Here is a 22,852-nt window from a genome sequence, read left to right on the forward strand (position 1 = left end):
GAATAGCAAAATGCACATCCGAGCCGTAGATTGATGCGCAATTCCGTTATTCGCCGGGTTTTGGTCGGGCTTGTCGTCGGCTTCTCGTGCCTGCCCGCCACACACGGCGCGCAGGCGGGAGAGCTCGTGATGTTCGAGCGGCCGGGCTGCGTCTATTGCCGCAGGTTCGAGCAGGACGTGCTGCCGATCTACGGTCGGACGGACGAAGGTCAGCGGGCGCCGCTGCGCCTGGTCGACCTGTCGGATGGCGTGCCGGCGGACATGGCGCTCGCCGCTCCGGTGCGCTTCGCGCCCACTTTCGTGCTCGTGGATCACGGGCGCGAAATCGGGCGCATTACGGGTTATGCTTCTGATGAAGCGTTCTGGGGTCTGCTCGGTGCGTTGACGGACAAGCTCATGCCCGACCGGCCGTGACGCCGTGGGCCTGCCGTCGAGAGCGAAAAGGTTTTGAGAACATGCCGCCCATCGTCTCCACGCGGATCGAGGACGAACTGCGGGAAGGCCCGGAGATTTCGCCTGAACTCGACCAGCTGATGCGCAATGCGCGCAAGGCGAGCGATTTCCTCAAGGCCCTGTCGCACGAGAACCGCCTGCTGCTGCTGTGCCTTCTGGCCGAGCGCGAGCGCTCGGTGACGGAGCTGGAGAACATTCTCTCGCTGCGCCAGCCGACCGTGTCGCAGCAGCTGGCGCGCCTGCGCCTCGACGGTCTCGTGACCACGCGTCGCGAGGGCAAGGCCATCTACTACAGCCTGGCCAACGAGAACGTGCGTAGCGTCATCTCGGTGATCTACGGCATCTATTGCGGAGCCTCGGCCACAGGCGAAAAGTAAAGAAATTCGGCGCCGGGCCGGCGACGGGACACTGCATAAGTCCCGCTCCGGCCGTCTCAGGGAGGAGGCGCATGGACGTTTCGAGCCCCTGGTGGACCGCGCTTGCGGGCCTCCTGGTGGGATGTTGCGTAGGCTTTGCGGTGTTTCGCGCCCGCCTGTGCACCTTCGGTGCGCTGGAAGATGCCATGGTCGGTCAGGACTGGCGTCGCATGAAGGTGTTCGGGCTGGCGCTCGGCATCGCGGTGGCCGGCACGCAGCTTCTCTCCCTTCTCGGGATTCTCGCGCCCGAGCGCACCAATTATGTGGCGTCAGCGGTGCCGTGGCTCGGCATTCTTCTGGGTGGCCTGCTGTTCGGCCTCGGCATGGCGCTGGTGGGGACCTGCGCGTTCGGATCCCTGGTCCGGTGCGGCTCGGGCGACCTGCGCAGCTTCGTGGTGCTGATCGTGTTCGGGGCGGCGGCCTACGCCACCTTGCGCGGCATCTTCGCGGGAGTTCGGGTCGATGGGCTGGAGCGGGTGGCGGTGGCGCTCCCCGCCGGGCTGCAGGCGGACCTGCCGTCCGTTCTCGGCCGCCTGTCCGGTCATGACCTGCGGGCCGCGTTCGGGCTCGCCGGCCTCGGCCTTGTGGCGCTGGCGTTGGCCGACCGCCGGCTCCACCGTGCGCCCCGACTGATGACGGCGGGCGCGCTGCTCGGGCTCGGCATCGTCGCCGGGTGGCTCGCCACGACCCTGCTGGTGGACGAGTTCGCGCATCCGGTCGCGCCGCAGAGCCTCACCTTCGTCTCGCCGGTGGCGCGGGCGCTGTTCGGTGTGCTGTTCGATCAGGCGAGCCTCGCCGAGTTCGGTGCCGGAAGCGTCTTCGGCGTCGCCGTCGGTGCGTTCGCGGCCGCCCGGCTGGCGGACGAATTCCGCTGGGAAGCATTCGACGATCCCCGCGAAATGAAGCGCCACCTGCTCGGGGCGGTGCTCATGGGCGCAGGCGGCATCCTGTGCGGCGGCTGCACCATCGGACAGGGACTGACCGCAGGGTCGCTGCTCGCCCTGTCCTGGCCGCTCGCGCTGGCCGGCATGGCGGTGGGCGCGCGGATCGGCATCGCCCTGCTCATGGAGGGCTCGCTGATGAACCTGGTCCGCGGCACGCTGCGGCTCCGGGAAAAATAGGCGAGCGGCCGCAAAGGCGCTGCGGAAACGACAGGCGGCATGCCAGCTCGGCGGCCCTCCGCCGCGGGGATCCTGCCCACTACATTCATAATCTTGAATTTAAATTCTTTTAATGTTATCTCCTCCGCACGCCGGCGTGCAGGCCTCGAGCGGAAGGCCCGTCACGAAGCCGACAGCACCGCCGAACGAAGACAAAGGAGCGTATCAAAATGACCGTAGATCGTGCCGTGCTCATGTTGGCCGGGTTTATGGTTCTTGTCTCCCTGGCGCTCGGGCTTTACGTGTCGCCCTACTGGCACTTTTTAACCGCCTTCGTCGGATTGAACCTGATGCAGGCATCGGTAACCGGCTTCTGTCCGGCCGCTCTCATCTTCAAGAGACTGGGCTGCAAGCCCGGTGTCGCCTTCGAATAAATCGGCCCCGCCGCTGCCCATCGTCCTTCCGATGACGGAGTGTCGCGCGCCGACCCCGCCGGGAGTCCGGCCAGTTCCTCGTTCACCGAGCAAACCATGCCACGAACCACCGTCCTCGTTCCCGCGCTCGTGCTGGCCTTGCTTCTCGCCGAAGGCGGGGGCGGCATGGGCCGGGCGTCTGCCGCCGCCGCGGAGCTGACAATCACAGCAATTCCGGTCCCGGAACTGAAGGCGGTGTTCGGGCGGGTGGAAAGCCGCACCGTCGTGCCGGCGCGCGCGCGCATCGGCGGCACGATCCGCCAGATCGGCGTCACCGAGGGCAGCGAAGTGAAGGAAGGGCAAGCCATCGCCCTGGTGGTGGACGACAAGCTGGCCCTCGAACTCAACGCCGCCGAGGCGAAGATCAAGGAGCTCAGGTCCCAGCTCGCCAATGCCCGCACCGAGCTGGATCGGAACCAGCAGCTCCTGACACGGGGCGTCGTCAGCCAGAGCCGGCTCGACCAGTTGCAAACCCAGTTCGACGTGGCCGCCAACCAGGTTGCCGCCGCCGAGGCCGACAAGGCGGTCATTGCGCAAAGGGCCACCGAGGGCGCCATTGTCGCGCCGGCGACCGGGCGCGTTCTGACGGTGCCGGTGACTCTCGGCTCGGTCATCCTTGCCGGCGAGGAAGTCGCCCGTATCGCCAGCGGCCAGTATTATCTGCGACTGTCCCTGCCCGAGCGCCACGCCGCGGACATCAAGGAGAATGACACGGTCCTGATCGGGCAGCGCGGCCTTTCCCCCGCCAAGGGGGGCGACCGGACGACCGCGCGGCCGGGGCGCATCGTCAAGATCTATCCGGAGATATCGGACGGCCGCGTCATCGCCGATGTGGAGGTCGCGGGGCTGGGCGACTATTTTGTGAACGAGCGCACCCTGGTCTGGATCCCGGTCGGCAGGCGGGCGGTCATCGCCGTTCCACCGGAAGCGGTCACGACGCGCCACGGCATCGACTATATCCGCGTCGCCAGCCCCGATGGCCCGCTCGACGTGGCGGTGATCCTCGGCGAGACCTTCCCGGACAATGGCGGGACGCGGGTGGAGGTCCTGACGGGGCTCAAGGACGGCGACCGCATCGTCCTGCCGGGAAGCACGAAATGAAGCTCGGTATCGCCGGCAACCTGACGCGCGCCTTCATCGGCTCGCCGCTCACGCCCCTGTTCCTGCTGGCCGCCTTCGCGCTGGGCATCGTCGCCCTCGTCACGCTGCCGCGCGAGGAGGAGCCGCAGATCTCGGTTCCCATGGTCGACATCCGCATCGAGGCCAATGGCCTCAGGGCGGAGGATGCGGTCAAACTGGTCACCGAGCCGCTGGAGACCATCGTCAAGGGCATCGACGGCGTCGAGCACGTCTATTCCCAGACCGAGGACGATGGCGTCGTCGTCACCGCGCGGTTCCTCGTCGGCACCAGCTCCGATGCCGCGATCCTGCGCGTGCACGACAAGGTGCGGGCGAACCTGGACCGCATCCCGGTGGGCATTCCCGAGCCCCTGATCGTGGGGCGCGGCATCGACGACGTGGCCATCGTCGTGGTCACGCTCGCCCCCGAGCCGACCGCCGCCGCGCGCTGGACCGCGAACGGGCTGACCCGCCTCGCCCGCGAGTTGCAGGTGGAAGTGGCCAAGCTGCCGGATATCGGCCTGACCTATATCGTCGGTGAGCAGCCGGAGGAGATCCGGGTCGAGCCTGATCCGGAGAAGCTCTCGCTCTACGGCGTCACTCTTCAGCAGCTGTCCGCCAAGATCGAGGGCGCCAACCGTTCGTTCCAGATCGGCAAGGTCCGCGAAGAGGGGCAGCAGCGCACCCTCGTCGCCGGCCAGACCCTGCAGACCGCGCCCGAAATCGGCAACCTGTTCATCACCGCCCGCGACGGCCGGCCGGTCTATGTGCGCGATGTCGCCAAGGTGGTGCTCGCCACCGAGCCCAACGAGGCGCGCGTCACCGACGTGCGCAGGACCGCCGCCGGGCTCGAGCGCGTGCCCGCCGTGTCGCTCGCCATCGCCAAGCGCCCCGGGACCAACGCGGTCGTGATCGCCGAGGACGTCGTCCAGCGCCTGGAACAGGTGCGCGGGCAGATCGTCCCGCGGGACGTGGAGATGACGGTCACGCGCAATTACGGCGAGAGCGCCAACGAGAAAGCGAACGAGCTCCTATTCCACCTGGCCCTCGCCACGGTCTCGATCGTGGTGCTGGTCGCGCTCGCCATCGGCCGGCGGGAGGCGCTGGTGGTGGCGGTGGTCATTCCCACCACCATCCTGCTCACCCTCTTCGCCTCGCGCCTCATGGGCTACACGCTCAACCGCGTCAGCCTGTTCGCGCTCATCTTCTCCATCGGCATTCTGGTGGACGATGCCATCGTGGTGATCGAGAACATCGCCCGCCACTGGGCCATGCGGGATGGCCGGCCACGGGAGGAGGCGGCGATCGAGGCGGTGGCCGAGGTCGGCAACCCCACCATCGTCGCCACGCTGACGGTGGTGGCGGCGCTGCTGCCCATGCTGTTCGTCTCCGGCATGATGGGCCCCTACATGAGCCCGATCCCCGCCAATGCCTCGGCGGCGATGCTGTTCTCCTTCTTCGTCGCCGTGGTGCTGACCCCCTGGCTCATGATGAAGCTGGGCCGCAAGGGCGATGCGACCGCCCATGGGCATGATGCGGCCGGTGGTGGCGGGCATGGCGGCTGGCTGGGGCGAGCCTATGTGGCGGTGGCGGCGCCGATCCTCAAGACGAAGGCTCGCGCCTGGACCTTTCTTCTCCTTGTCGGCTTCGCCACGCTCGCCTCGCTGGGGCTGATCTATACCCGGCACGTCACGGTGAAGCTCCTGCCGTTCGACAACAAGACCGAGCTCCAGGTGGTGGTCGACCTGCCGAAGGGCTCCTCGGTGGAGGACACCAACCGGGCACTGCAGGGCATCGTCGACCGGCTCGCCGCGATCCCGGAAGCGATCTCGTTCCAGACCTATGCCGGCACGTCGGCGCCGTTCAACTTCAACGGCCTCGTGCGGCACTATTATCTGCGCTCCCAGCCGCAGCAGGGCGACGTCACGGTCAACCTGGTGCCGAAGGGCGAGCGCGAAAGGCCGAGCCACGCCGTTGCCCTCGACATCCGCGAGCGCCTGAGGGGGCTCGATCTGCCGGCGGGCACGGCGGTGAAGGTGGTGGAGCCCCCGCCGGGGCCGCCGGTGCTCGGGACGCTGCTCGCCGAGATCTACGGCCCCGACCCCGCCACCCGGCGCGCGGTGGCGGCCAAGGTGCGCGCAACGTTCGAGAGCGTGCCCTTCATCGTCGATGTGGACGACAGCTACGGCATCCGCCCCGAGCGGGTGCGGATCGCCATCGACCAGGACAACCTCGAATATTACAAGGTCGAGCAGGGCGATGTGTACGACGCCCTCCGCGCCTTCTATGCCGGTTCGACGGTGGGCTATTCGCACCGCGGCGGCGCCCGTCAGCCGATCCCGATCCGCCTCGCCTTGTCCAAGGGCGCCGGTGTCGTGAACGAGCGCACGCTCACCATCCCGGTGCCTGCCAATGCCCTGCCGGGCGCCCGCAGCATCGTGGAGCTGGGCGACGTGGTGAGCGTGACGCGCGAGCCGGCCTCCTACCCCGTCTTCCGCCACAACGGCAGGGCCGCCGAAATGATCACCGGCGAACTCGCCGGCCAGTTCGAGGCTCCCGTCTACGGCATGATGGCGGTGGCCGACGCCATCGAGAAAGCCGACTGGGGCGATGTGCCGAAGCCGGTGATCGCACTCCACGGACAGCCCGATGACGAAAGCCGTCCCACCTTGCTATGGGACGGTGAATGGGAGGTGACCTGGGTCACGTTCCGCGACATGGGGGCGGCCTTCGGCGTGGCGATCCTCGGGATCTACATCCTCGTGGTCGCCCAATTCGGCTCCTTCAAGGTGCCCCTCGTCATCCTGACGCCGATCCCGTTGACCTTCATCGGCATCATGCTGGGCCACTGGCTGTTCGGGGCACCGTTCTCGGCAACGTCCATGATCGGCTTCATCGCGCTTGCCGGCATCATCGTGCGCAACTCGATCCTTTTGGTCGACTTCATCCGCCATGCGCGCACGCCCGAGCGGCCCCTGGTTGACGTGCTGCTGGAGGCGGGCGCCATCCGCTTCAAGCCGATCCTCCTCACCGCGCTCGCCGCCATGATCGGGGCGGCCGTGATCCTGACGGATCCGATTTTCCAGGGGCTCGCCATCTCCCTCCTGTTCGGCCTCGCCTCGTCCACCGCGCTCACGGTTCTGGTCATTCCCGCAATCTATGTGGTGCTGCGCGGCACCGGGCGCACAGGTCTCCCGCCGATGTAGGCGCGCAGGATGAACACCATGCCTCGGCGTCGATCCGATCGGCCTTCGCTCTCCGACCGCGACGCATGAGCGGAAAGCTGGCGAGGCCCAGGACGGAAGCGGGCCCCATTAGCGGGAGGACAGGCCGGAAACCATCGCCCCCCGCGTCAAGGCCGGAATAGACGTGAGCAGGTTTTCCGGCCGCGCCTGGGTCCGGGCGCATCTCGGACGCTCCAGACGGCACCGCCGGAACGGACCGGGAGGCCGTCTCTCGCGTCCGCTCAGATGCGGAAGCTCGCACGCTCGTCGGCGTCGATCTGGGCGATGAGGTCCGTTTCCCACGCCAGATACTGCCGAGCCGCCGCCTTGTTGCCGCTGTGGCGGTCGTGCACGAAAAAGAGGAAATCGATGCACTCCGCGTCGGCGGGAACATCGGGCGTCGCCTCGGTCCCAAGGCCTGCCGCGGCCCAGCCGGCCGGATCGGCAAGATGCAGGCGCAGGTCACGAACGCCGCGCTCGGTGAGCTCCAGGGCCGCGAGCCGGGCCACCTCCGCACTGTCGGCAATGAGTATGACCGGGCCGGAGGAAGGAAGCGCGAGGTCGCCGAGGCGGGGCCTTATGGTCCAGATGGCGCCCTTCAGATGCTCCGCCCGATAGGCGGGGCTGGAGCGGAGGTCGAGCAACGTCGCGCCGGTGCCCATGGCCGCGAGCTCCCGCGTCGAGACCGCGGGCAGGTCGGGAAGGGCGAGCGGGGCCTCCTCGCACGGCGTCAGGGTCGCGAAGACGCCTTCTGCGAGCACCATCGCGTCCCACCCCATCTGTCGCAGGCGCGCGGCGATGACGGGCGCACGCACGCCCTCGCCGTCGAACACCACCACGCGGGCCATGCGTGTTCCCAGATATTGGTCGGTCGCCTGGACGAGCTGGCCGCCCGGCGTGCTGCGCGCCCCCGGCAGGCTGGCGGCGGCGAATTCCTCGGGTGTGCGGACATCGCACAGGTAGGTCGTCCAGACGGTGTCGGCGCGGAAGGCCTCCACCTCGAAGGCGGAGACGAACGGCACCTTCCAGGCATCGGCGAAGGCCCGTGCCTGCCGGCGCAGACGGGGGAGCGCGGCTTCCGGCGGCGGCGGCGGATAGAGCCGGTTCGCCCCGCGATCGAGGACAAGGTCTTCGAGGTACCAGCCCTGAGTCCCGTTCTCGAGGGCGAACACCGGGTTCGCCACGCCCATGTCGATCAGTGTCTGCGCGCCGATGATGGAACGGGTGCGGCCGGCGCAGTTCACCACGATGGTGGTGGTGGGATCGGGGGCGAGCGCGCCCGCCCGCAAGGCGAGCTCGCCATTGGGGCAGCACACCGCCGTGGGGATGCTCATCTTCCGGTATTCTTCGACCGGACGGCCGTCCAGCACCACGAGGTTTTCGCCCTTCGCCAGGCGCTCCGACAGCTCGAGCGCGCCGATGCGCGGCGTGTGGAAGGCGATCTCGGCCAATTCGCCGAAGGTCTTGCTGGGAACATTCACGCCTGCGAAGAGCTGGAAGCCGGCCTTGGCCCAACCCGCCGCCCCGCCATCCAGCACAAAGACCCGGCTGTATCCCAGGGCGGCAAGGCGCCGGGCGGCACGATCGGCGACCCCCTCGTCGCCGCCATCATAGACGACGACGCGAGTGGACCGGCGCGGCACCAGCCGGCGCGCCTCCGGCTCCAGCCGGCTGTAGGGAACCGAAACCGAGAAGAACAGGTGCCCCTCGCCGTAGCGGCCATGCTCCCGAACGTCCAAAAGGGCGATCTCGCCGCCGTCGTTCAGCCAGGATTTCAGCTCTCGGGCGGAGACGCGCGCGCGATGGGCGACAGGCGCCGCAGACATGTCGTTCATGATGCTCGATCTCGCTCAGCGCCGGGTCTGGACGCCGATGGGCATGGGCTTGCAGGTCTTCGCCTCGATGTCGAAGGTGAGGCGCTCGGACAGCGTCTCGAGGGCGCGCCCGTACATGTGGAGGTGACGGATGGGCTTGTCGCCGCGGATCTCCACGGCGTGAATGTCGTCGGGCAGCAAAGCGATGCCGCTGTCCGGCCCGACCAGCACCAGATCGGAAAGCTCCAGTTCCGCGTGGCCGGGCGTGCCGCCGTCGTCGAGCCGGCGATACACGAAATTGTGCTCCTCGCCCTCGATGCCGGCGACGCAGGCCCAGGTGGTGTGATTATGCGGGGGAATGCGCCGGCCGGGCAGCATCACGTTGAGATAGAGCGCGTAGCCGTGATCGGGATCTTCCTGGATGAGATAGCGCGCCTGCCGCGACGTCTCGTCCGGCACCGGAAACGCGTCTCCGGTCCAGAAGTCCCGGGCGTCGGCCAGCCTGCGGACTTCTTCCAGCACCTGGGCGAGTACGCCGCGATCGAGTCCGCCCTTGGCGGTGAAGGCCTTGATGCGCTCGATCGACTGCTGCACGGCGCTCTGGCGCTGCTCGCTCAGGTTCATCCCTCGTCTCCCTGACAAAAGGGGCCTTGGGGCCCGGTCCTGACCATGAGCCTTAAGGCAGGCCGAATCCGGCAACAATTTAATTGTCGTCGGAGAAGCATTAGGCTGTGTAATGATTTTATCGCCGATGCAGCGGGCTGCCCGATATGCGCGTTGAAAAATAAGGCTTGAAAGATACCCCTCCTTCGAACCCGAGCGCCATTCATTAGGACCCCTTACCTATGTGCGTGCGACTTTTAAATTGTGCCGTGCGCCGGGCATGGCTTTACTGCACGCCTGACAGTCCCATTCCGTACCGGCTCCGGTGCGGTGGCGGAGGGTTACACCGGGGGCGCCCCATGGCCGATCGCCGGACAATGAAGCGCATCCGCGTGGCGGGACCTGAAGGCACGGGGCCCGGCGGCGGATGAGGGGAAGCGGTCCCGATGCGGTCCGAACAATGAATGGCAGCAGACGCCTGAAGGCGCGGCCGAGAGCTTCCAGAGCTGAAGGGATCTAGTCACATGATGGTTCTGACGAGTTGGGGTGGCGAAGCAGCCAGCGGCCGTAGCGCGTCCATCTGGCGCAGAAGCGCCCTCGCGGCCCTGTTGCTGGGCGCGGCGATCCTGCTGCCACAGGCCTCTCCGGCAGGGGCTGCCACGGTGACCATGGTGCAGGCAACCGAGCCGCCGACCCTGGTATCGCTGACCAATGTGGCGACCACCGCCCTCGCCGTCAGCGCCAAGGTGACCGAAGGGCTGCTCGAATACGACGAGAAGCTCGATCCCAAGCCGCTCCTGGCCACCGCCTGGGACGTGAGCCCGGATGGCCTCACCTACACCTTCAAGCTGCGCGACGGGGTGAAGTGGCACGACGGCAAGCCCTTCACCTCGGAGGATGCGGCGTTCTCCATCGACCTGCTCAAGAAGGTGCATCCGCGCGGCAAGACCACGTTCGCCAATGTCTCCGCCATCGAGACCCCGGACCCGCTGACCGTGGTGCTGCGCCTGTCGAAGCCGGCGCCCTACCTCATCAAGGCCTTCGCCCCGGCGGAAACGCCCATCGTCGCCAAGCACATCTACGCTGGCACGGACCCGGCCTCGAACCCCAACGGCAACGCCCCCATCGGCACCGGTCCGTTCAAGTTCAAGGAATGGGCACGCGGCAACTATATCGCCTATGAGCGCAACGACGATTACTGGGGCAAGCCGGACCCCAAGGTCGACCAGCTCATCGTGAAGTTCATCCCCGACGCCGCCGCCCGTTCCATCGCCTTTGAATCCGGGGGAGTGGATTTCGGCTATCGCACGCCGGTGGCGCTGTCCGACGTGGAGCGGCTGAAGGCGCTGCCGAACCTGAAGTTCGAGACCAAGGGCGCGAGCTATTCGTCCAACGTCACCCGCCTCGAATTCAATCTCGACAACGAATACTTCAAGGATCCCCGCGTCCGCCAGGCCATCGCCCACGCCATCGATCGCAATGTGATCGTCAAGACCATACACTACGGCCTCGCCACCCCCACCAGTTCGCCCATCGCGCCAGGGCTGGCCCAGTTCCACGATCCCGCCCCGAGCCCCTACGCCTACGACCTCAAGGCCGCCGCCAAGCTGCTGGACGAGGCCGGGCTGACGCCGAAGGACGGGCGCACCCGCTTCCATCTCACCCTCGACTACAATCCCATCACCACCGAGGGCCGCCGCCTCGCCGAATACATCCGTGCCTCGCTGGCGCGCATCGGCATCGCCGTGGACCTGCGTGCGCAGGACATCTCTGCCTTCGTCCGTCGCATCTACACCGACCGCGACTTCGATTTCGTGGTGAACGGGGCAAGCAACCTGTTCGATCCCACGGTGGGCGTGCAGCGGCTCTACTGGTCGAAGAGCTTCCAGAAGGGCGTGCCCTTCTCGAACGCCACCCACTATTCAAACCCGGAGGTGGACCGGCTGCTGGAGCAGGCGGCGGTGGAGAACGACCCCAAGGTGCGCGTGGAATTGTTCCGCAAGTTCCAGGAGATCGTGGGCAAGGACATCCCGGACATCAATCTGGTGTCGCCCACCTTCCTCACCCTGCACAATGTGCGGGTCCATGATCTTGTCACCACCGCGGACGGTGCCGAAGGCAATCTCGCCCACGTCAACGTCAAGTAGCAGATCCCGCAATGGCCGCCTTCGCCCGCCAGTGCCCGCCTCGGCGGCCTCCGGCCGGCGACGGCGGCCGGAGGCCTCGTCCATGAGACTCTTGTCCCGCGCCGGCCGAAGCCTCGGGCGCACGCTTCTTCAGGCGGTGCCCACGGTCCTCGGCATCGTCGTCCTGAACTTCCTCTTCCTCCAGCTCGTGCCCGGTGATGCGGCGGACGTGATCGCCGGTGAATCGGGCTCCGCGACCCTCGAGAGCATGGAGGCCCTGCGGCGGCAATTCGGCCTCGACCAGCCGGTGCTGGTGCAGTTGCTGAGCTATCTCGATCATCTCGCCCACTTCAGCCTCGGCTTCTCGCCGCGCTACAACATGCCGGTGGGCGAGCTCATCATGTCCCGCCTGCCCTTCACCCTGCTGCTGATGGTGAGCGCCTTCACCCTGTCGCTGGTGCTGGGCATCGCCTTCGGGACGCTCATGGCCGCGTTCGCCCGCCGCTGGCCGGACCGGCTGCTGTCGGTCCTGGTGTTGGTGCTCTATTCGGCGCCCGGCTTCTGGGTCGGGCTCATGGCCATCGTGCTGTTCTCGGTCAAGCTCGGCTGGCTGCCCAGCGGCGGGGCCATGACCATCGGCGCCGACCTTTCGGGATGGCCCGCCATCGCCGACCGCCTCGCCCATCTCGCCTTGCCGAGCTTCTCGCTCGCCTGCTTCTTCATCGCCGTCTACGCGCGCCTCACCCGCTCGGCCATGCTGGAAGTGGAGCGGCAGGACTTCGTGCGCACGGCGCAGGCCAAGGGCCTTTCCGCCTTCACCATCCAGACCCGGCACGTGCTGCGCAACGCGCTCATCCCGGTCACCACCGTGGCGGGCCTCCACCTTGGCAACATGCTGGGCGGGGCCATCGTGGTGGAGACCGTCTTCGGCTGGCCCGGCATGGGCCGCCTTGCCCTCGACGCGGTGATGGCGCGCGACTTCAGCGTGCTGCTCGGCGTCCTGCTCCTCTCATCCTTCGTGGTCATCTTCGCCAACGTGTTCATCGACCTGCTGCACGCCTGGCTCGACCCCCGCATCGAGGCGCACTGATGTCCTCAGACACCACCCGGGCGGCCAGCCTGCCGCTGTTCGTGCCGAAGTCCCGGCGGGGCCTTGCGGCCCTGCTCCTCGGCCACCCCACCTTCGCGGCGGGCCTCTTCATCTTCGCCATCGTCGTGCTGCTCGCCCTCGGGGCCGACATCCTCTATCCGGGCGATCCGCAGGATATGGTGGGACCGCCGCTGTTGTGGCCGTTCGCGGACATGGAATATCCGCTCGGCACCGATTCCCTGGGCCGCGACGTGGCGGCGGGGCTGGTGCACGGGGCCCGGGTCTCGCTCATCATCGGCTTCTCGGCGGCAGCCATCGGCCTCGTCATCGGCACCCTGGTGGGCGCGGCGGGCGGCTTCTTCGGTGGCTATGTGGACAATATCCTGGTGCGGCTCACCGAGCTGTTCCAGACGGTGCCGACTTTCCTCCTCGTCATCGTCATCGTGGCCATCGGCGAGCCGTCCCTGCCGGTCATGGCGGCGGCCATCGGCATCGCCTCATGGCCCACCATCGCCCGGCTGGTGCGGGCCCAGTTCCGCAGCCTCCGGGAGCAGGACTTCGTGATGGCGGCGCGCAGCCTCGGCTATTCGGACGCGCGCATCATCTTCGTCGAGATCCTGCCCAACGCGCTGCCACCGGTGGTGGTGACGGCCTCGGTGATGGTGGCGGGCGCCATCCTCACCGAGACCGGCCTGTCCTTCCTCAACATGGGCGATCCCAACCTCGTGTCCTGGGGGTCCATGATCGGCGGCGGCCGCGAGATGCTGCGCACGGCGTGGTTCCTCACCGCCCTGCCCGGCATCGCCACGGCGCTCACCGTGCTCGCCCTGAACCTCATTGGCGACGGCCTCAACGAAGTCTTCAATCCAAGGATGCGCGAGCGATGAGTGCGCAGGGCCTTCACGGCGAAACATCGAACCGGCCGGTGCCGCTGCTCGACGTGTGCGACCTGTCGGTCGCCTTTCCCGGGCACCTGGCGGTGCGCGGCATCTCCTTCCAGATCCGGCGCGGGGAGACACTGGCGCTGGTCGGCGAATCCGGCTGCGGCAAGTCGGCGACCTCGCTGGCCATCATGCAGCTCCTGCCGCGCGGCACCCGCCTCTCCGGGCAGGTCCTATTCGGCGGCACCGATCTCGTCCGCGCCGACGCCCACATGCTCCGGGAGGTGCGCGGCAAGCGCATCGGACTGATCCTCCAGGAGCCGATGACCTCCCTGAACCCGGTGCTCACCATCGGCGAGCAGATCGCCGAGAGCCTGATCCGCCACGACCGGCTGACCGCGCGCCTGGCGCGGGCCCGCACGGTGGAGCTGCTCGACCTCGTGCGCATTCCCGACGCCCACCGCCGGTATGACGACTACCCCCACAACATGTCCGGCGGCATGCGCCAGCGGGTGATGATCGCCATGGCGGTGGCCTGCAATCCGGAACTCATCATCGCCGACGAGCCGACCACCGCCCTCGACGTGACCTTGCAGTCGGACGTGCTGGAACTGCTCGACAGCCTGCGCCGGCAGCTCCACATGGGGCTGCTGCTCATCACCCACGATCTCGGCGTGGTGGCGCAGTGGGCGGACCGCGTCGCCGTGATGTACGCCGGCAGCATCGTCGAGATGGCGGAGACGCACGCGCTGTTCGAGCGGCCGCTGCATCCCTATTCGCGCGGGCTCATGGGCTCCACCGTCCGGCTCGAGAGCGGCGCCCACTACACCACGGCCCGGCTCACCGAGATCCCCGGCTCGGTGGCGTCGGCCACCGGCGAGACGGGCTGCACCTTCGCGCCGCGCTGCCCGCAGGTGATCGCCCAATGCCGCATCGCCCCGCCGCCGCTGGTGCCCCTGCCGGACCGGCTCGCCGCCTGCCGGCTCGCCACCGAGACGCCGAAGGAGGCCGCCCGTGTCGCTGCTGGATGTTGAGAAGCTCGAAACCAGCTATCGCTCCCACGGCCGTGTCCTGAAGGCAGTGGACGGCGTCTCGTTTCGCGTGGAGAAGGGCGAGACGGTGGGGCTCGTGGGCGAGTCCGGCTGCGGCAAGTCCACCCTCGGCAAGACCATCCTGCGCCTCGTGCCGTCGTCAGCCGGCGCCATCCGCCTCGGCGGGACCGACATCGTGCCGCTGAAGGGCGGGGCGCTTTCGCCTTATCGCCGGCGGATGCAGATGATCTTCCAGGACCCGTTCGGATCGCTCAACCCGCGACAGACCGTGCGCACCCTGCTGGAAACCGTGCTCAAGGTGCACGGTGTCGCGGATCGGGCCGAACGCCGCCGGCGCGCGGCCGGGATGGTGGAGCGCGTCGGCCTGTCGTCGAGCGCGCTCGACCGCTTTCCGCACGAATTCTCCGGCGGCCAGCGCCAGCGCATCGGCATCGCCCGGGCGCTGGTGCTCTCGCCGGAGCTCATCGTCTGCGACGAGCCGGTCTCGGCCCTCGACGTGTCGATCCAGGCCCAGATCCTCAACCTGCTGGTGGACCTCAAGCGCGACCTCGGGCTGTCCTACCTCTTCATCTCCCACGACATGTCGGTGGTGCGCTATTTCACCGACCGGGTGATGGTGATGTATCTCGGCCAGATCGTGGAGAGCGGCAGCTACGAGACGCTGTGGACCAATCCGCTGCACCCCTACACCCGCGCCCTGATGGCGGCGGTGCCCTCCTATGACATCGACCGCAAGCGCACCGCGGTGGCGCTCAAGGGCGAGTTGCCGAGCGCGGCCCGCATTCCCTCCGGCTGCCGCTTCCGCACCCGCTGCCCGATCGCGAAGGAGGTCTGCGCCACCGAGGCGCCGGCATTGCGCACCCTGCCGGGCGGCCAGGAGGTCGCCTGCCACTTCGCCTGAGGCCGCAAATCCCCGACGCGTTCGAGGAAGGAGAGAAACATGCTCAAGATCTGGGGCCGGCTCAATTCGGTGAACGTGGAGAAAGTGGTCTGGTGCGCCCTCGAGCTCGGGCTGCCGTTCGAGCGGATCGATGCGGGCGGCGCGTTCGGAGTGGTCGGCACGCCGGAATTCCGCGCCATGAACCCTTGCGGCCGCGTCCCGGTGATCGAGGACGACGGGTTCGTCCTGTGGGAATCCAACGCCATCGTGCGCTATCTCGCCGCCCGCCACGGCTCCGGCACCCTCATGCCGCTGGACCCGCACGCGCGGGCCGACGCGGAACGCTGGATGGACTTCCAGCTCGGCACCGTGGCGCCGCTGCTCTCGCCGGTCTTCCGCGGCCTCGTGCGCACGGCGCCGGAGGCGCGCGACATGACCTCCATCGCCCGCGCCTTCGATGAGTTGAAAGAGGTGTTCGTGGTGGCTGACGGCGCACTCGTGGGGCGCACCCATCTGGTGGGCGATCGTTTCACCATGGCGGACATTCCGCTCGGCGCGGCGGCGCACCGCTGGTTCAACCTGCCGCTCGACGGCCTGCCGCTGGAGCGCCCGCCGCTTCCCCGCCTCGCTGCCTGGCACGGCCGGCTGAAGCTGCGCCCCGCCGCGGCGCAGCTCATGACCACGCCCCTGACCTGAGCCATGGATCACCATGTCATGGACCACAATGTCCGCCGCATCGGCGTCCTCGCCCCGCCCGCCAATGTTGCGGTCGAGCGCGAATGGCCGCGCTATCTGCCGGCGGACGTGGTGATGAACCACAACCGGCTGTCCCGTCCGTCCACCCTGGTGGCGAAGGACGATCTTCTGGCCATGAATGCGTCGGTGGAACGGGCCGCCCGGGACCTCGCCTTCGCCAAGCCCGAGGTCATTGCCTACGCCTGCACGTCCGGCTCCTTCCTCGAAGGCAGCGGCGCGGAGGGCGCGGTGGCGCGGCAGATCGAGGCGGTGACCGGCGTTGCCGCCTTCACCACGTCGGAGGCCGTGGTGGCGGCGCTGAAGGCGTTGCGGGCACAGAGCGTTTTCATGATCACCCCCTACCCCGACGCCGTGAACGCGGAGGAGGTGGCCTTCCTCACCCACTACGGGTTCGAAGTGGCGGGCGTCGATGCGTTCGGCTGCGCCACCTCGGCCGAGATCCGGGCGCTGACCTCGGATCAGGTTGCGGGCCTTGCCTTGCGGCACCGGGCGCGGATCGCCCGATGCGATGCCCTCTTCGTCAGCTGCACCAATCTGCTCACCATGAACGAGATCGAGGGGCTGGAGGTCGGGCTCGGCGTGCCCGTGGTCTCCTCCAATCAGGCAACGCTCTGGATGGCGCTCGGCCGGCTCGGGGTCCACGCGCCGGCGGGGCCGGGGCGGCTGTTCCGCCTCGCGCCCTGAGGCAGGCCATGCCATAGCCCGCGCGCTTGAGCGACCCCCCGGCGCCGGTTGACGGCCGGGCCGGAGGGTCTTCAGAAAGCCATGCCGCGGAACGTCTCGAACACGCGCTTGACCGCGTCGCTGACGCTCTCGTCGCGCATGTAGAGGTGGAAGGTCACGTCCGGCAGCCGCGGTAGCCCCTCCGCCTCGCCGAGCACGCGCAGATCCGGGGTGAGCATCTCGATATTGCGGGCGGTGACCCCCAGCCCCGCCCGCACCGCCGCCCGGATGGCGCCGAGGTTGAGGCTGAGATAGGCGATGCGCCAAGCCATGTGCGCCTTGTCCAGCGCGTCGATGGCGAGGGCACGGAACAGGCTCGGCTCGTTGGAGACGATGAGCGGCAGCGGCTTCTTGCGCTCGTAGGGGAAATCGGCCGCGCACAGCCAGACGGTCGGCGAGGTGCGCAGCATGATGCGGGGACGCTCGGGATCGAGGCGGGTGGTGATGGCGAGGTCGAGCTCGCCCTTGCGCAATTCCTCCATGAGGAAGGGGCTGCGGCCGGTGCGGATTTCCAGCAGCACGTTGGGATGGGCCTTGGCGATGCGTCCCAGCATGATGGGCAGGATATTGTCCGCCATGTCGTGATTGGCGCCGAGGCGCACCACGTCCGCCTGTCCGGGGCCGGCAGCAAGGGCGATGTTGGCCTCGTCGTTCAGGGCAATGATGCGGCGGGCGTAGTCGAGCAGCTTCAGGCCGTCTTCAGTGAGGCGCTTCGAGCGCCCGTTCTTCACCAGCAGGGTCTTGCCCACGTGCCCTTCGAGACGCTGCATCTGCTGGCTCACCGCCGACTGGGTGCGATGAACGCGATGCGCGGCGGCGGCGAACGTTTCAGCGTCCGCGATGGCGACGAAAGTCCGCAGGAGATCGAGGTCGAGATTGCGCATCACGGCGGAGGCCAAGGCAGCAGGTGGGGGATAAAAGTTAGCGTATCTAATGGATCGCGTCACGACTTTTAAATTGTCCGGCGCCCCGCGGATGCGTATCCATGACGCCGGATACAGTGTCAATTCGGCTTCAATCGGCGCTTTGCGTCACATTGCGCCGGTCATTCCGCGGATGGAGACGCCTTGTCGATGGCCTCCGAATTTTCAGTCGATCCATTAGCAACCCTCAAGGTCCCTTGTGCGGGGCGGGAGTGCCGCCGGTGAAGAAGGACACGCTTCTCGTTCACGCCGGGCGCAGTGCCACCGGGCCGGTGAACCCGCCGGTCGCCCGCGCCTCCACCATCCTGTTCGAGGACCTCGCCGCCTACGATGCCCTGCGCGGCGACCGCTTCGCCGGATTGCGCTACGGCATCCACGGCACGCAGACCCTATTCGCCCTCGAGGAGGCGCTGACCCGGCTCGAAGGCTGCCATCGCGCCATCATCGTGCCGTCGGGCCTCGCCGCCATCACCGCCGCGCTCATGGCGGTGGTGAAGCCGGGCGACCACCTGCTCATGGTGGATACCGTCTATGGCCCGACCCGCGCCTTCTGCGACGGCCTGCTCGCCCGCAACGGCGTGGTCACCACCTATTACGATCCCCTGATCGGCTCGGGGATCGCCGATCTCATCCGCGACAATACCCGCGCCATCTTCTGCGAGAGCCCCGGCTCCCTCACCTTCGAGGTGCAGGACATTCCCGCCATCGTTGCCGTCGCTCGGGAGCGTGGCATTGCGGTGCTGCTCGACAACACCTGGGCGAGCCCGCTCTTCTTCGATGCGCTCGGCCATGGCGTGGACATTTCCATCCAGGCGGCCACCAAGTATCTGTCCGGCCATTCCGACGTGATGATGGGCACCATCGCCACCACCGAGGCCTGGTGGCGGCCGGTGCGGAACGTGGTGGCCGACCTCGGCTTCTCCACCAGCCCCGACGATTGTTACTTGGTGCTGCGCGGCCTGCGGACGCTCGGCGTGCGGCTGCGTCACCAGGAGAAGAGCGCGCTCGCGGTCGCCCGCTGGCTGGCGGGGCAGAAGGACGTGGTCCGTGTGCTCCATCCGGGCCTGGAGGACGATCCGGGTCACGCGCTCTGGAAGCGGGATTTCACCGGCGCGTCGGCCTTGTTCGGCGTGGAGCTGGCGGTGACCGCACCGGCGGCGGTCTCAGCCTTCGTGGATGGGCTGGAGTTGTTCGGCATCGGCTCCAGTTGGGGCGGCTTTGAAAGCCTGGTGGTGCCGGCCCGCTTCACCCGCGCGGCGCGGCCTTTCCCCCTGTCCGGCGCGCTGGTGCGCCTGCACGTGGGTCTTGAAGACCCCGAGGACCTGATCTGCGACCTCGCCGGCGCCCTTGATGCCATGCGGGCGGCGCAGGACGGCGCAGCCCCATCCGCCGCGCGGGCGTGACGCCCGCTTCGATCTTCATCGCTTCTTGCAGGTTCTGCCCATGCCCGCTTCGTCTTCCTCCCGCGCCTTCTCCGAGATTCTCGCCATGGCCGAGCCCGGCCGCCTCGCGACGGGCGCGATTTTCGTCGGGCGCCTTGCCTCCGGCGCGGCCGTGGAAATTCCCTATGTGATCGCCAAGGGCGCGAAGCCCGGAAAATGCCTGTGGCTGAACGGGCAGGTGCATGGCGACGAGATCAACGGCATCGTCGCCGCCCTCGACTTCGCCCGGGAGCTGGACCTCTCCGAGCTGTCGGGCAGCGTGGTGGTGAGCTCCACCGCCAATCCGCTCGCCTTCGACGGACGCCGCAAGAAGGCGCCGCAGGACGATATCGACCTGGACCAGTCGTTTCCCGGCTCGGCCGGCGGCCTCTCCTCCGAACGCATGGCGAAGATCTTCTTCGAGGCCTGCACCTGCGCCGATGTGGTGGTGAACCTCCACACCATGGGCACCACTTTCGATGCCGATCCCTACGCGGTCTACAAGGTCCATCCCAATGGTCGGGTGAGCGAGGAGACCCTGCTCCACCTCGTCGCGCCGTTCGCCCCGGCCGTGGCCTGCCGCATGAACGTGGCGGGCGGCACCGGCGAATTGCCCGGCAACCTCGCCGGCGCGCTGGATTTCCAGTGCCTCGACCGGGGCCAGATCGCCTTCATGGTGGAGCTGGGCGGGGGTGGACGCCTGGTGGCGGAGCATGTGGCCCAGGGCATCACCGGCTTCGAGGGTTTGGCGCGCCGGCTCGGCCTGCTGCCGGGCGCGGCGGTGGCGCCCGCCGAATTGCGCCAGGTGACGAAGCGCCGGCACGTCACCTGCGCGGAAGGGGGCATCTTCCGGGTCCTCGCCCGCCCGGCCACGGTCATCCCGGCGGGGCAGCCCCTCGGCGAGGTCATGGATCTGCACGGGGTGGTGCGCGAGCAGATCACGCTGCCGTTCGATGCCCTGGTGATCGGCATCCGGCGCGATCCGGTGGTGCATTTCGGTGACCGCGTGGCCTTCGTCGCGGAACACTGGTCCAACGTCCCGGCCTGAACGCGGAAGCATCCACAATGGCGATCCGGCGCTATCCCCATCTCGCCCATTGGGGGGCTTTCACGGCGGTGGTCGAGGACGGCGTGCTCGTCGCCTGCGAGCCGTTTCTCGCCGACCCCAATCCCTCGTCCATGCTGGGGAGCGTCGCGCCCGGGGTCTATTCGGACAAGCGCATCCGCCGGCCCGCGGTGCGCGAAGGCTGGCTGAAGCGCCGCCATGGCGCCGGAGGCGAGGGGCGCGGCCGGGAAAAGATGATCGAAGTGGACTGGGACGAGGCGCTCGACCTCGTCGCCGGGGAAATCCGCCGGGTGGAAGCCGAGCGCGGGCGCGAGGCGCTCTTCGCCGGCTCCTATGGCTGGTCCTCGGCGGGCCGCTTCCACCATGCGCGCTCGCTCATCCGCCGCTTCTACTTTTCTGGCGGCGGCGCCGTCGACCAGGTGGGCAATTACAGCTGGGGCACCGCGCAATTCCTGCTGCCCTATGTGATCGGCACCTACCAGCCGCTCACCGGGCGGGTCACCGCATGGCCCAGCATCCTCGCCCATACCGAGATCTTCCTCGCCTTCGGCGGCCTCGCCCTCAAGAACGGGCAGGTTTCCTCCGGCGGAGCCGTCCAGCATACCCAAGAGCTCTGGCTGCGGCGTCTGGCCGCCAAGGGCATCCCGATCGTCAACATCTCGCCCACCCGCGACGATTGCCCCGACTTTCTCGAGGCCGAATGGCTGCCGATCCGTCCCAATACGGACGTGGCGCTGATGCTGGCCCTCGCCTTCGAGATCCTGCGGCTCGGCGGCGCGGACCAGGACTTCCTCGCGCGCCACACGGTCGGCGCGGAGGCGCTGGCGGCCTATGTGCGCGGCGAGAGCGACGGCGTTCCGAAGTCGCCGGACTGGGCGGAGGGGATCTGCGGGCTGCCCGCGGCCGCCATCGCCGGACTTGCCGCGCGCCTCGTGGGCAAGCGCTCCTACATCACCTGTTCCTTTGCCGTGCAACGCGCCCAGCACGGGGAGCAGCCCTACTGGATGGCCATCGCGCTCGCCGCCCTGCTCGGGCAGGTGGGCCTGCCGGGTGGCGGCTTCGGCTTCGGCCACGGCTCCATGAACGGGGTGGGCAATCCACGCCCCGCCACGCCCGGCCCGGAAATGGCGGTGGGCCGCAACCCGCTGAGGCGCGCCATTCCCTGCGCCCGCATCGCCGACATGCTGCTCGCCCCCGGAACGCCCTATGCGTTCGACGGGCGGCAGGAGACCTATCCGGACGTGCGCCTCATCCATTGGGCGGGCGGCAATCCCTTCCACCACCACCAGCAGCTCAACCGCCTGCTTGAGGCCTGGCGGCGGCCCGAGACCGTCATCGTCAACGAGATCTGGTGGACGCCCACCGCGCGCCTCGCCGACATCGTGCTGCCGGTGACCACGACGCTGGAGCGCAACGACATCGGCGGCTCCTCGCGCGACCGCTATGTGGTCGCCATGCACAAGGCGATCGAACCGCTCCACGCCGCGCGATCCGACTTCGACATCTTCCACGACCTTGCCGCGCGACTGGGCCATGCGCAGGCCTTCACCGAAGGTCGCGACGAGATGGGGTGGGTGCGCGACATCTATGCCCGCTGCGCTGCCGCCAACCGGGCAGCGGACATCCCGTTTCCCGATTTCGAGACGTTCTGGGCCGCCGGGACGGTGGAGTTGCCAGAGCCTGAGGGCGATTTCGTCCTGTTCTCGGACTTCCGCGCCGACCCGGTGTCACATCCGCTGAAGACGCCGAGCGGGCGGATCGAACTGTTCAGCGAGACCATCGCCCGCCTCGCCTTGCCGGACTGCCGCCCGCATCCCGCCTGGATCCCGCCGGCCGAGTGGCTCGGAGCGCCGTCCGTGGAACGCTACCCGCTGCATCTTCTCTCGGTGCAGCCCGCCGACCGTCTGCACAGCCAGCTGGATTTCGCCCCCCTGCCGCAGGCGAACAAGGTGAAGGGGCGGGAAGCCATTGCCCTGAATCCCGCCGATGCCGCCAGCCGCGGCTGCCGCGACGGCGACCTCGTGGAAGTGTCCAACGCGCGCGGCGCATGCCTCGCCGGCCTGCGCATCAGCGACGGCGTGCGCCGTGGCGTCGCGGTGATGGCGACCGGGGCGTGGTTCGATCCCGACCTCGGCGGCAACGGCGCCGAACGGGCCGGCACCGCCAATGTCCTCACGCTCGATGTGGGAACATCGCTGCTGACACAGGGCCCGAACGCCATGGGCTGTCTGGTCGAGGTCCGGCCCGCACAGGACCGGGAAGGGCGGGTCGGTCCGGCAGCCGCGGTGGACCGTCGTGACCGGGGCCTTCAGCGCTCCTGATGGTCCGGCCGAACATCTGGTCGTGGACAAGCGGAGCGGGTCTGCACGAACGGACGATGACCGTCGGCGTGGATGCCGGACCCCCGAACGCCTTCCCCGGGGCATGGGGCCAGCGAGCTTGACCTCGCCCGATTCGGACCAGGCGGCGCCCCTGCATAGAAACTGCACGACAATCCTCGAAATCTCCTCCCGGCCCTCAAGGCCACTGCACAGCCGCCGCTCATCCTGCGCGGCATGCAAAACCTGATCGATCTTCCCTTACGACCCGCCCCGCTGCCGCGCTGCCTGACCCGGGACGGCTGGTGGCTCGTGCCTGTCCCCTCTGCATTCAACGGCGACGCCTTCCGGCCCGCTCCCGGCTCCACAGCTGCCCCGCCCTCTCCCCTTCCCGCCCGCCTCTCACGAGTTGTC

At 68.3% G+C, this 22,852-nt stretch carries 19 protein-coding genes; 16 read left to right on the plus strand and 3 right to left on the minus strand.

Features of this window, described 5'->3' with window-relative positions:
* Nucleotides 1-33 precede the first annotated feature (33 nt).
* The 6 genes from EZH22_RS00550 (at nucleotide 34) to EZH22_RS00575 (ending at nucleotide 6,767) form a co-directional block, all read left to right on the plus strand.
* Nucleotides 34-414 carry a thioredoxin fold domain-containing protein gene (locus tag EZH22_RS00550; RefSeq protein ID WP_203193893.1) on the plus strand — a complete coding sequence of 127 codons (381 nt, stop codon included), beginning with the start codon at nucleotides 34-36 and terminating at the stop codon, nucleotides 412-414.
* 41 nt (nucleotides 415-455) lie between these two features.
* Nucleotides 456-830 (plus strand): ArsR/SmtB family transcription factor, encoded by a 375-nt coding sequence (locus EZH22_RS00555; RefSeq protein ID WP_203193894.1) that lies wholly within the window; start codon nucleotides 456-458, stop codon nucleotides 828-830.
* Between the two features lie 71 nt (nucleotides 831-901).
* On the plus strand, nucleotides 902-1,990 hold the full coding sequence (locus tag EZH22_RS00560; protein WP_203193895.1) for a YeeE/YedE family protein: 1,089 nt from the start codon (nucleotides 902-904) through the stop codon (nucleotides 1,988-1,990).
* 209 nt (nucleotides 1,991-2,199) lie between these two features.
* Nucleotides 2,200-2,403, plus strand: a complete 204-nt coding sequence (locus tag EZH22_RS00565) for a YgaP family membrane protein (RefSeq protein WP_203193896.1) — start codon at nucleotides 2,200-2,202, stop codon at nucleotides 2,401-2,403.
* Between the two features lie 96 nt (nucleotides 2,404-2,499).
* Nucleotides 2,500-3,543 carry an efflux RND transporter periplasmic adaptor subunit gene (locus EZH22_RS00570; protein WP_203193897.1) on the plus strand — a complete coding sequence of 348 codons (1,044 nt, stop codon included), beginning with the start codon at nucleotides 2,500-2,502 and terminating at the stop codon, nucleotides 3,541-3,543.
* Complete coding sequence (locus EZH22_RS00575; protein WP_203193898.1) at nucleotides 3,540-6,767, plus strand: efflux RND transporter permease subunit; 3,228 nt, start codon at nucleotides 3,540-3,542, stop codon at nucleotides 6,765-6,767. The genes EZH22_RS00570 and EZH22_RS00575 overlap by 4 nt, the downstream gene beginning before the upstream one ends.
* A 260-nt stretch (nucleotides 6,768-7,027) precedes the next feature.
* On the opposite strand, the gene EZH22_RS00580 is transcribed toward EZH22_RS00575, so the two are convergent.
* Both EZH22_RS00580 and EZH22_RS00585 read right to left on the minus strand, forming a co-directional pair.
* The gene (locus tag EZH22_RS00580; protein ID WP_203193899.1) at nucleotides 7,028-8,620 is read right to left on the minus strand and encodes a rhodanese-like domain-containing protein; all 1,593 of its coding nucleotides are present in this window, start codon (nucleotides 8,618-8,620) and stop codon (nucleotides 7,028-7,030) included.
* A gap of 15 nt (nucleotides 8,621-8,635) precedes the next feature.
* Entirely contained in the window at nucleotides 8,636-9,223 is a 588-nt protein-coding gene (locus EZH22_RS00585) for a cysteine dioxygenase family protein (protein ID WP_203193900.1), read from the minus strand.
* Between the two features lie 503 nt (nucleotides 9,224-9,726).
* On the opposite strand from EZH22_RS00585, the gene EZH22_RS00590 reads away from it, so the two are divergent.
* From EZH22_RS00590 to EZH22_RS00620, 7 genes are all read left to right on the plus strand, one after another.
* Nucleotides 9,727-11,349 carry an ABC transporter substrate-binding protein gene (locus tag EZH22_RS00590; RefSeq protein ID WP_231711240.1) on the plus strand — a complete coding sequence of 541 codons (1,623 nt, stop codon included), beginning with the start codon at nucleotides 9,727-9,729 and terminating at the stop codon, nucleotides 11,347-11,349.
* An 82-nt stretch (nucleotides 11,350-11,431) separates the two neighbouring features.
* A complete protein-coding gene (locus EZH22_RS00595) occupies nucleotides 11,432-12,418 on the plus strand; it encodes an ABC transporter permease (protein WP_203193901.1) in 987 nt (328 codons plus the stop codon).
* Entirely contained in the window at nucleotides 12,418-13,305 is an 888-nt protein-coding gene (locus tag EZH22_RS00600) for an ABC transporter permease (RefSeq protein WP_203193902.1), read from the plus strand. Before EZH22_RS00595 ends, EZH22_RS00600 begins: the two co-directional genes overlap by 1 nt.
* On the plus strand, nucleotides 13,302-14,333 hold the full coding sequence (locus EZH22_RS00605; protein WP_203193903.1) for an ABC transporter ATP-binding protein: 1,032 nt from the start codon (nucleotides 13,302-13,304) through the stop codon (nucleotides 14,331-14,333). The genes EZH22_RS00600 and EZH22_RS00605 overlap by 4 nt, the downstream gene beginning before the upstream one ends.
* Nucleotides 14,314-15,252: an ABC transporter ATP-binding protein gene (locus tag EZH22_RS00610; RefSeq protein ID WP_203193904.1), complete on the plus strand. Its 939-nt coding sequence runs from the start codon at nucleotides 14,314-14,316 to the stop codon at nucleotides 15,250-15,252. The genes EZH22_RS00605 and EZH22_RS00610 overlap by 20 nt, the downstream gene beginning before the upstream one ends.
* Nucleotides 15,253-15,291: 39 nt before the next feature.
* Nucleotides 15,292-15,927 (plus strand): glutathione S-transferase family protein, encoded by a 636-nt coding sequence (locus tag EZH22_RS00615; RefSeq protein WP_203193905.1) that lies wholly within the window; start codon nucleotides 15,292-15,294, stop codon nucleotides 15,925-15,927.
* An 18-nt stretch (nucleotides 15,928-15,945) separates the two neighbouring features.
* Nucleotides 15,946-16,671: a maleate cis-trans isomerase family protein gene (locus tag EZH22_RS00620; protein ID WP_203193906.1), complete on the plus strand. Its 726-nt coding sequence runs from the start codon at nucleotides 15,946-15,948 to the stop codon at nucleotides 16,669-16,671.
* 71 nt (nucleotides 16,672-16,742) lie between these two features.
* Here the strand turns inward: EZH22_RS00620 and EZH22_RS00625 are convergent, their stop codons facing one another.
* A complete protein-coding gene (locus EZH22_RS00625) occupies nucleotides 16,743-17,594 on the minus strand; it encodes a LysR substrate-binding domain-containing protein (protein WP_231711241.1) in 852 nt (283 codons plus the stop codon).
* A gap of 260 nt (nucleotides 17,595-17,854) precedes the next feature.
* Here EZH22_RS00625 and metC point away from each other — a divergent pair, with 260 nt between their 5' ends.
* The 3 genes from metC to EZH22_RS00640 are packed head-to-tail and all read left to right on the plus strand — an operon-like array spanning nucleotide 17,855 to nucleotide 22,441.
* A complete protein-coding gene (gene metC, locus EZH22_RS00630; RefSeq protein ID WP_231711242.1) occupies nucleotides 17,855-19,036 on the plus strand; it encodes a cystathionine beta-lyase in 1,182 nt (393 codons plus the stop codon).
* Nucleotides 19,037-19,076: 40 nt separating this feature from the next.
* Nucleotides 19,077-20,102 (plus strand): M14 family metallopeptidase, encoded by a 1,026-nt coding sequence (locus EZH22_RS00635; RefSeq protein WP_203193909.1) that lies wholly within the window; start codon nucleotides 19,077-19,079, stop codon nucleotides 20,100-20,102.
* Between the two features lie 17 nt (nucleotides 20,103-20,119).
* Nucleotides 20,120-22,441: a molybdopterin-dependent oxidoreductase gene (locus EZH22_RS00640; RefSeq protein ID WP_203193910.1), complete on the plus strand. Its 2,322-nt coding sequence runs from the start codon at nucleotides 20,120-20,122 to the stop codon at nucleotides 22,439-22,441.
* The last annotated feature ends 411 nt before the right edge of the window (nucleotides 22,442-22,852 follow it).

It is taken from the genome of Xanthobacter dioxanivorans, from assembly GCF_016807805.1.
Classification (GTDB): Bacteria; Pseudomonadota; Alphaproteobacteria; order Rhizobiales; family Xanthobacteraceae; genus Xanthobacter; species Xanthobacter dioxanivorans.

Excerpts from the sequence above, each read along its gene's own strand:
- EZH22_RS00550 (WP_203193893.1), top strand. The coding sequence starts at position 34 with ATGCGCAATTCCGTTATTCGCCGGGTTTTGGTCGGGCTTGTCGTCGGC.
- EZH22_RS00555 (WP_203193894.1), top strand. The coding sequence starts at position 456 with ATGCCGCCCATCGTCTCCACGCGGATCGAGGACGAACTGCGGGAAGGC.
- EZH22_RS00560 (WP_203193895.1), top strand. The coding sequence starts at position 902 with ATGGACGTTTCGAGCCCCTGGTGGACCGCGCTTGCGGGCCTCCTGGTG.
- EZH22_RS00565 (WP_203193896.1), top strand. The coding sequence starts at position 2,200 with ATGACCGTAGATCGTGCCGTGCTCATGTTGGCCGGGTTTATGGTTCTT.
- EZH22_RS00570 (WP_203193897.1), top strand. The coding sequence starts at position 2,500 with ATGCCACGAACCACCGTCCTCGTTCCCGCGCTCGTGCTGGCCTTGCTT.
- EZH22_RS00575 (WP_203193898.1), top strand. The coding sequence starts at position 3,540 with ATGAAGCTCGGTATCGCCGGCAACCTGACGCGCGCCTTCATCGGCTCG.
- EZH22_RS00580 (WP_203193899.1), bottom strand. The coding sequence starts at position 8,620 with ATGAACGACATGTCTGCGGCGCCTGTCGCCCATCGCGCGCGCGTCTCC.
- EZH22_RS00585 (WP_203193900.1), bottom strand. The coding sequence starts at position 9,223 with ATGAACCTGAGCGAGCAGCGCCAGAGCGCCGTGCAGCAGTCGATCGAG.
- EZH22_RS00590 (WP_231711240.1), top strand. The coding sequence starts at position 9,727 with ATGATGGTTCTGACGAGTTGGGGTGGCGAAGCAGCCAGCGGCCGTAGC.
- EZH22_RS00595 (WP_203193901.1), top strand. The coding sequence starts at position 11,432 with ATGAGACTCTTGTCCCGCGCCGGCCGAAGCCTCGGGCGCACGCTTCTT.
- EZH22_RS00600 (WP_203193902.1), top strand. The coding sequence starts at position 12,418 with ATGTCCTCAGACACCACCCGGGCGGCCAGCCTGCCGCTGTTCGTGCCG.
- EZH22_RS00605 (WP_203193903.1), top strand. The coding sequence starts at position 13,302 with ATGAGTGCGCAGGGCCTTCACGGCGAAACATCGAACCGGCCGGTGCCG.
- EZH22_RS00615 (WP_203193905.1), top strand. The coding sequence starts at position 15,292 with ATGCTCAAGATCTGGGGCCGGCTCAATTCGGTGAACGTGGAGAAAGTG.
- EZH22_RS00620 (WP_203193906.1), top strand. The coding sequence starts at position 15,946 with ATGGACCACAATGTCCGCCGCATCGGCGTCCTCGCCCCGCCCGCCAAT.
- EZH22_RS00625 (WP_231711241.1), bottom strand. The coding sequence starts at position 17,594 with ATGCGCAATCTCGACCTCGATCTCCTGCGGACTTTCGTCGCCATCGCG.
- EZH22_RS00635 (WP_203193909.1), top strand. The coding sequence starts at position 19,077 with ATGCCCGCTTCGTCTTCCTCCCGCGCCTTCTCCGAGATTCTCGCCATG.
- EZH22_RS00640 (WP_203193910.1), top strand. The coding sequence starts at position 20,120 with ATGGCGATCCGGCGCTATCCCCATCTCGCCCATTGGGGGGCTTTCACG.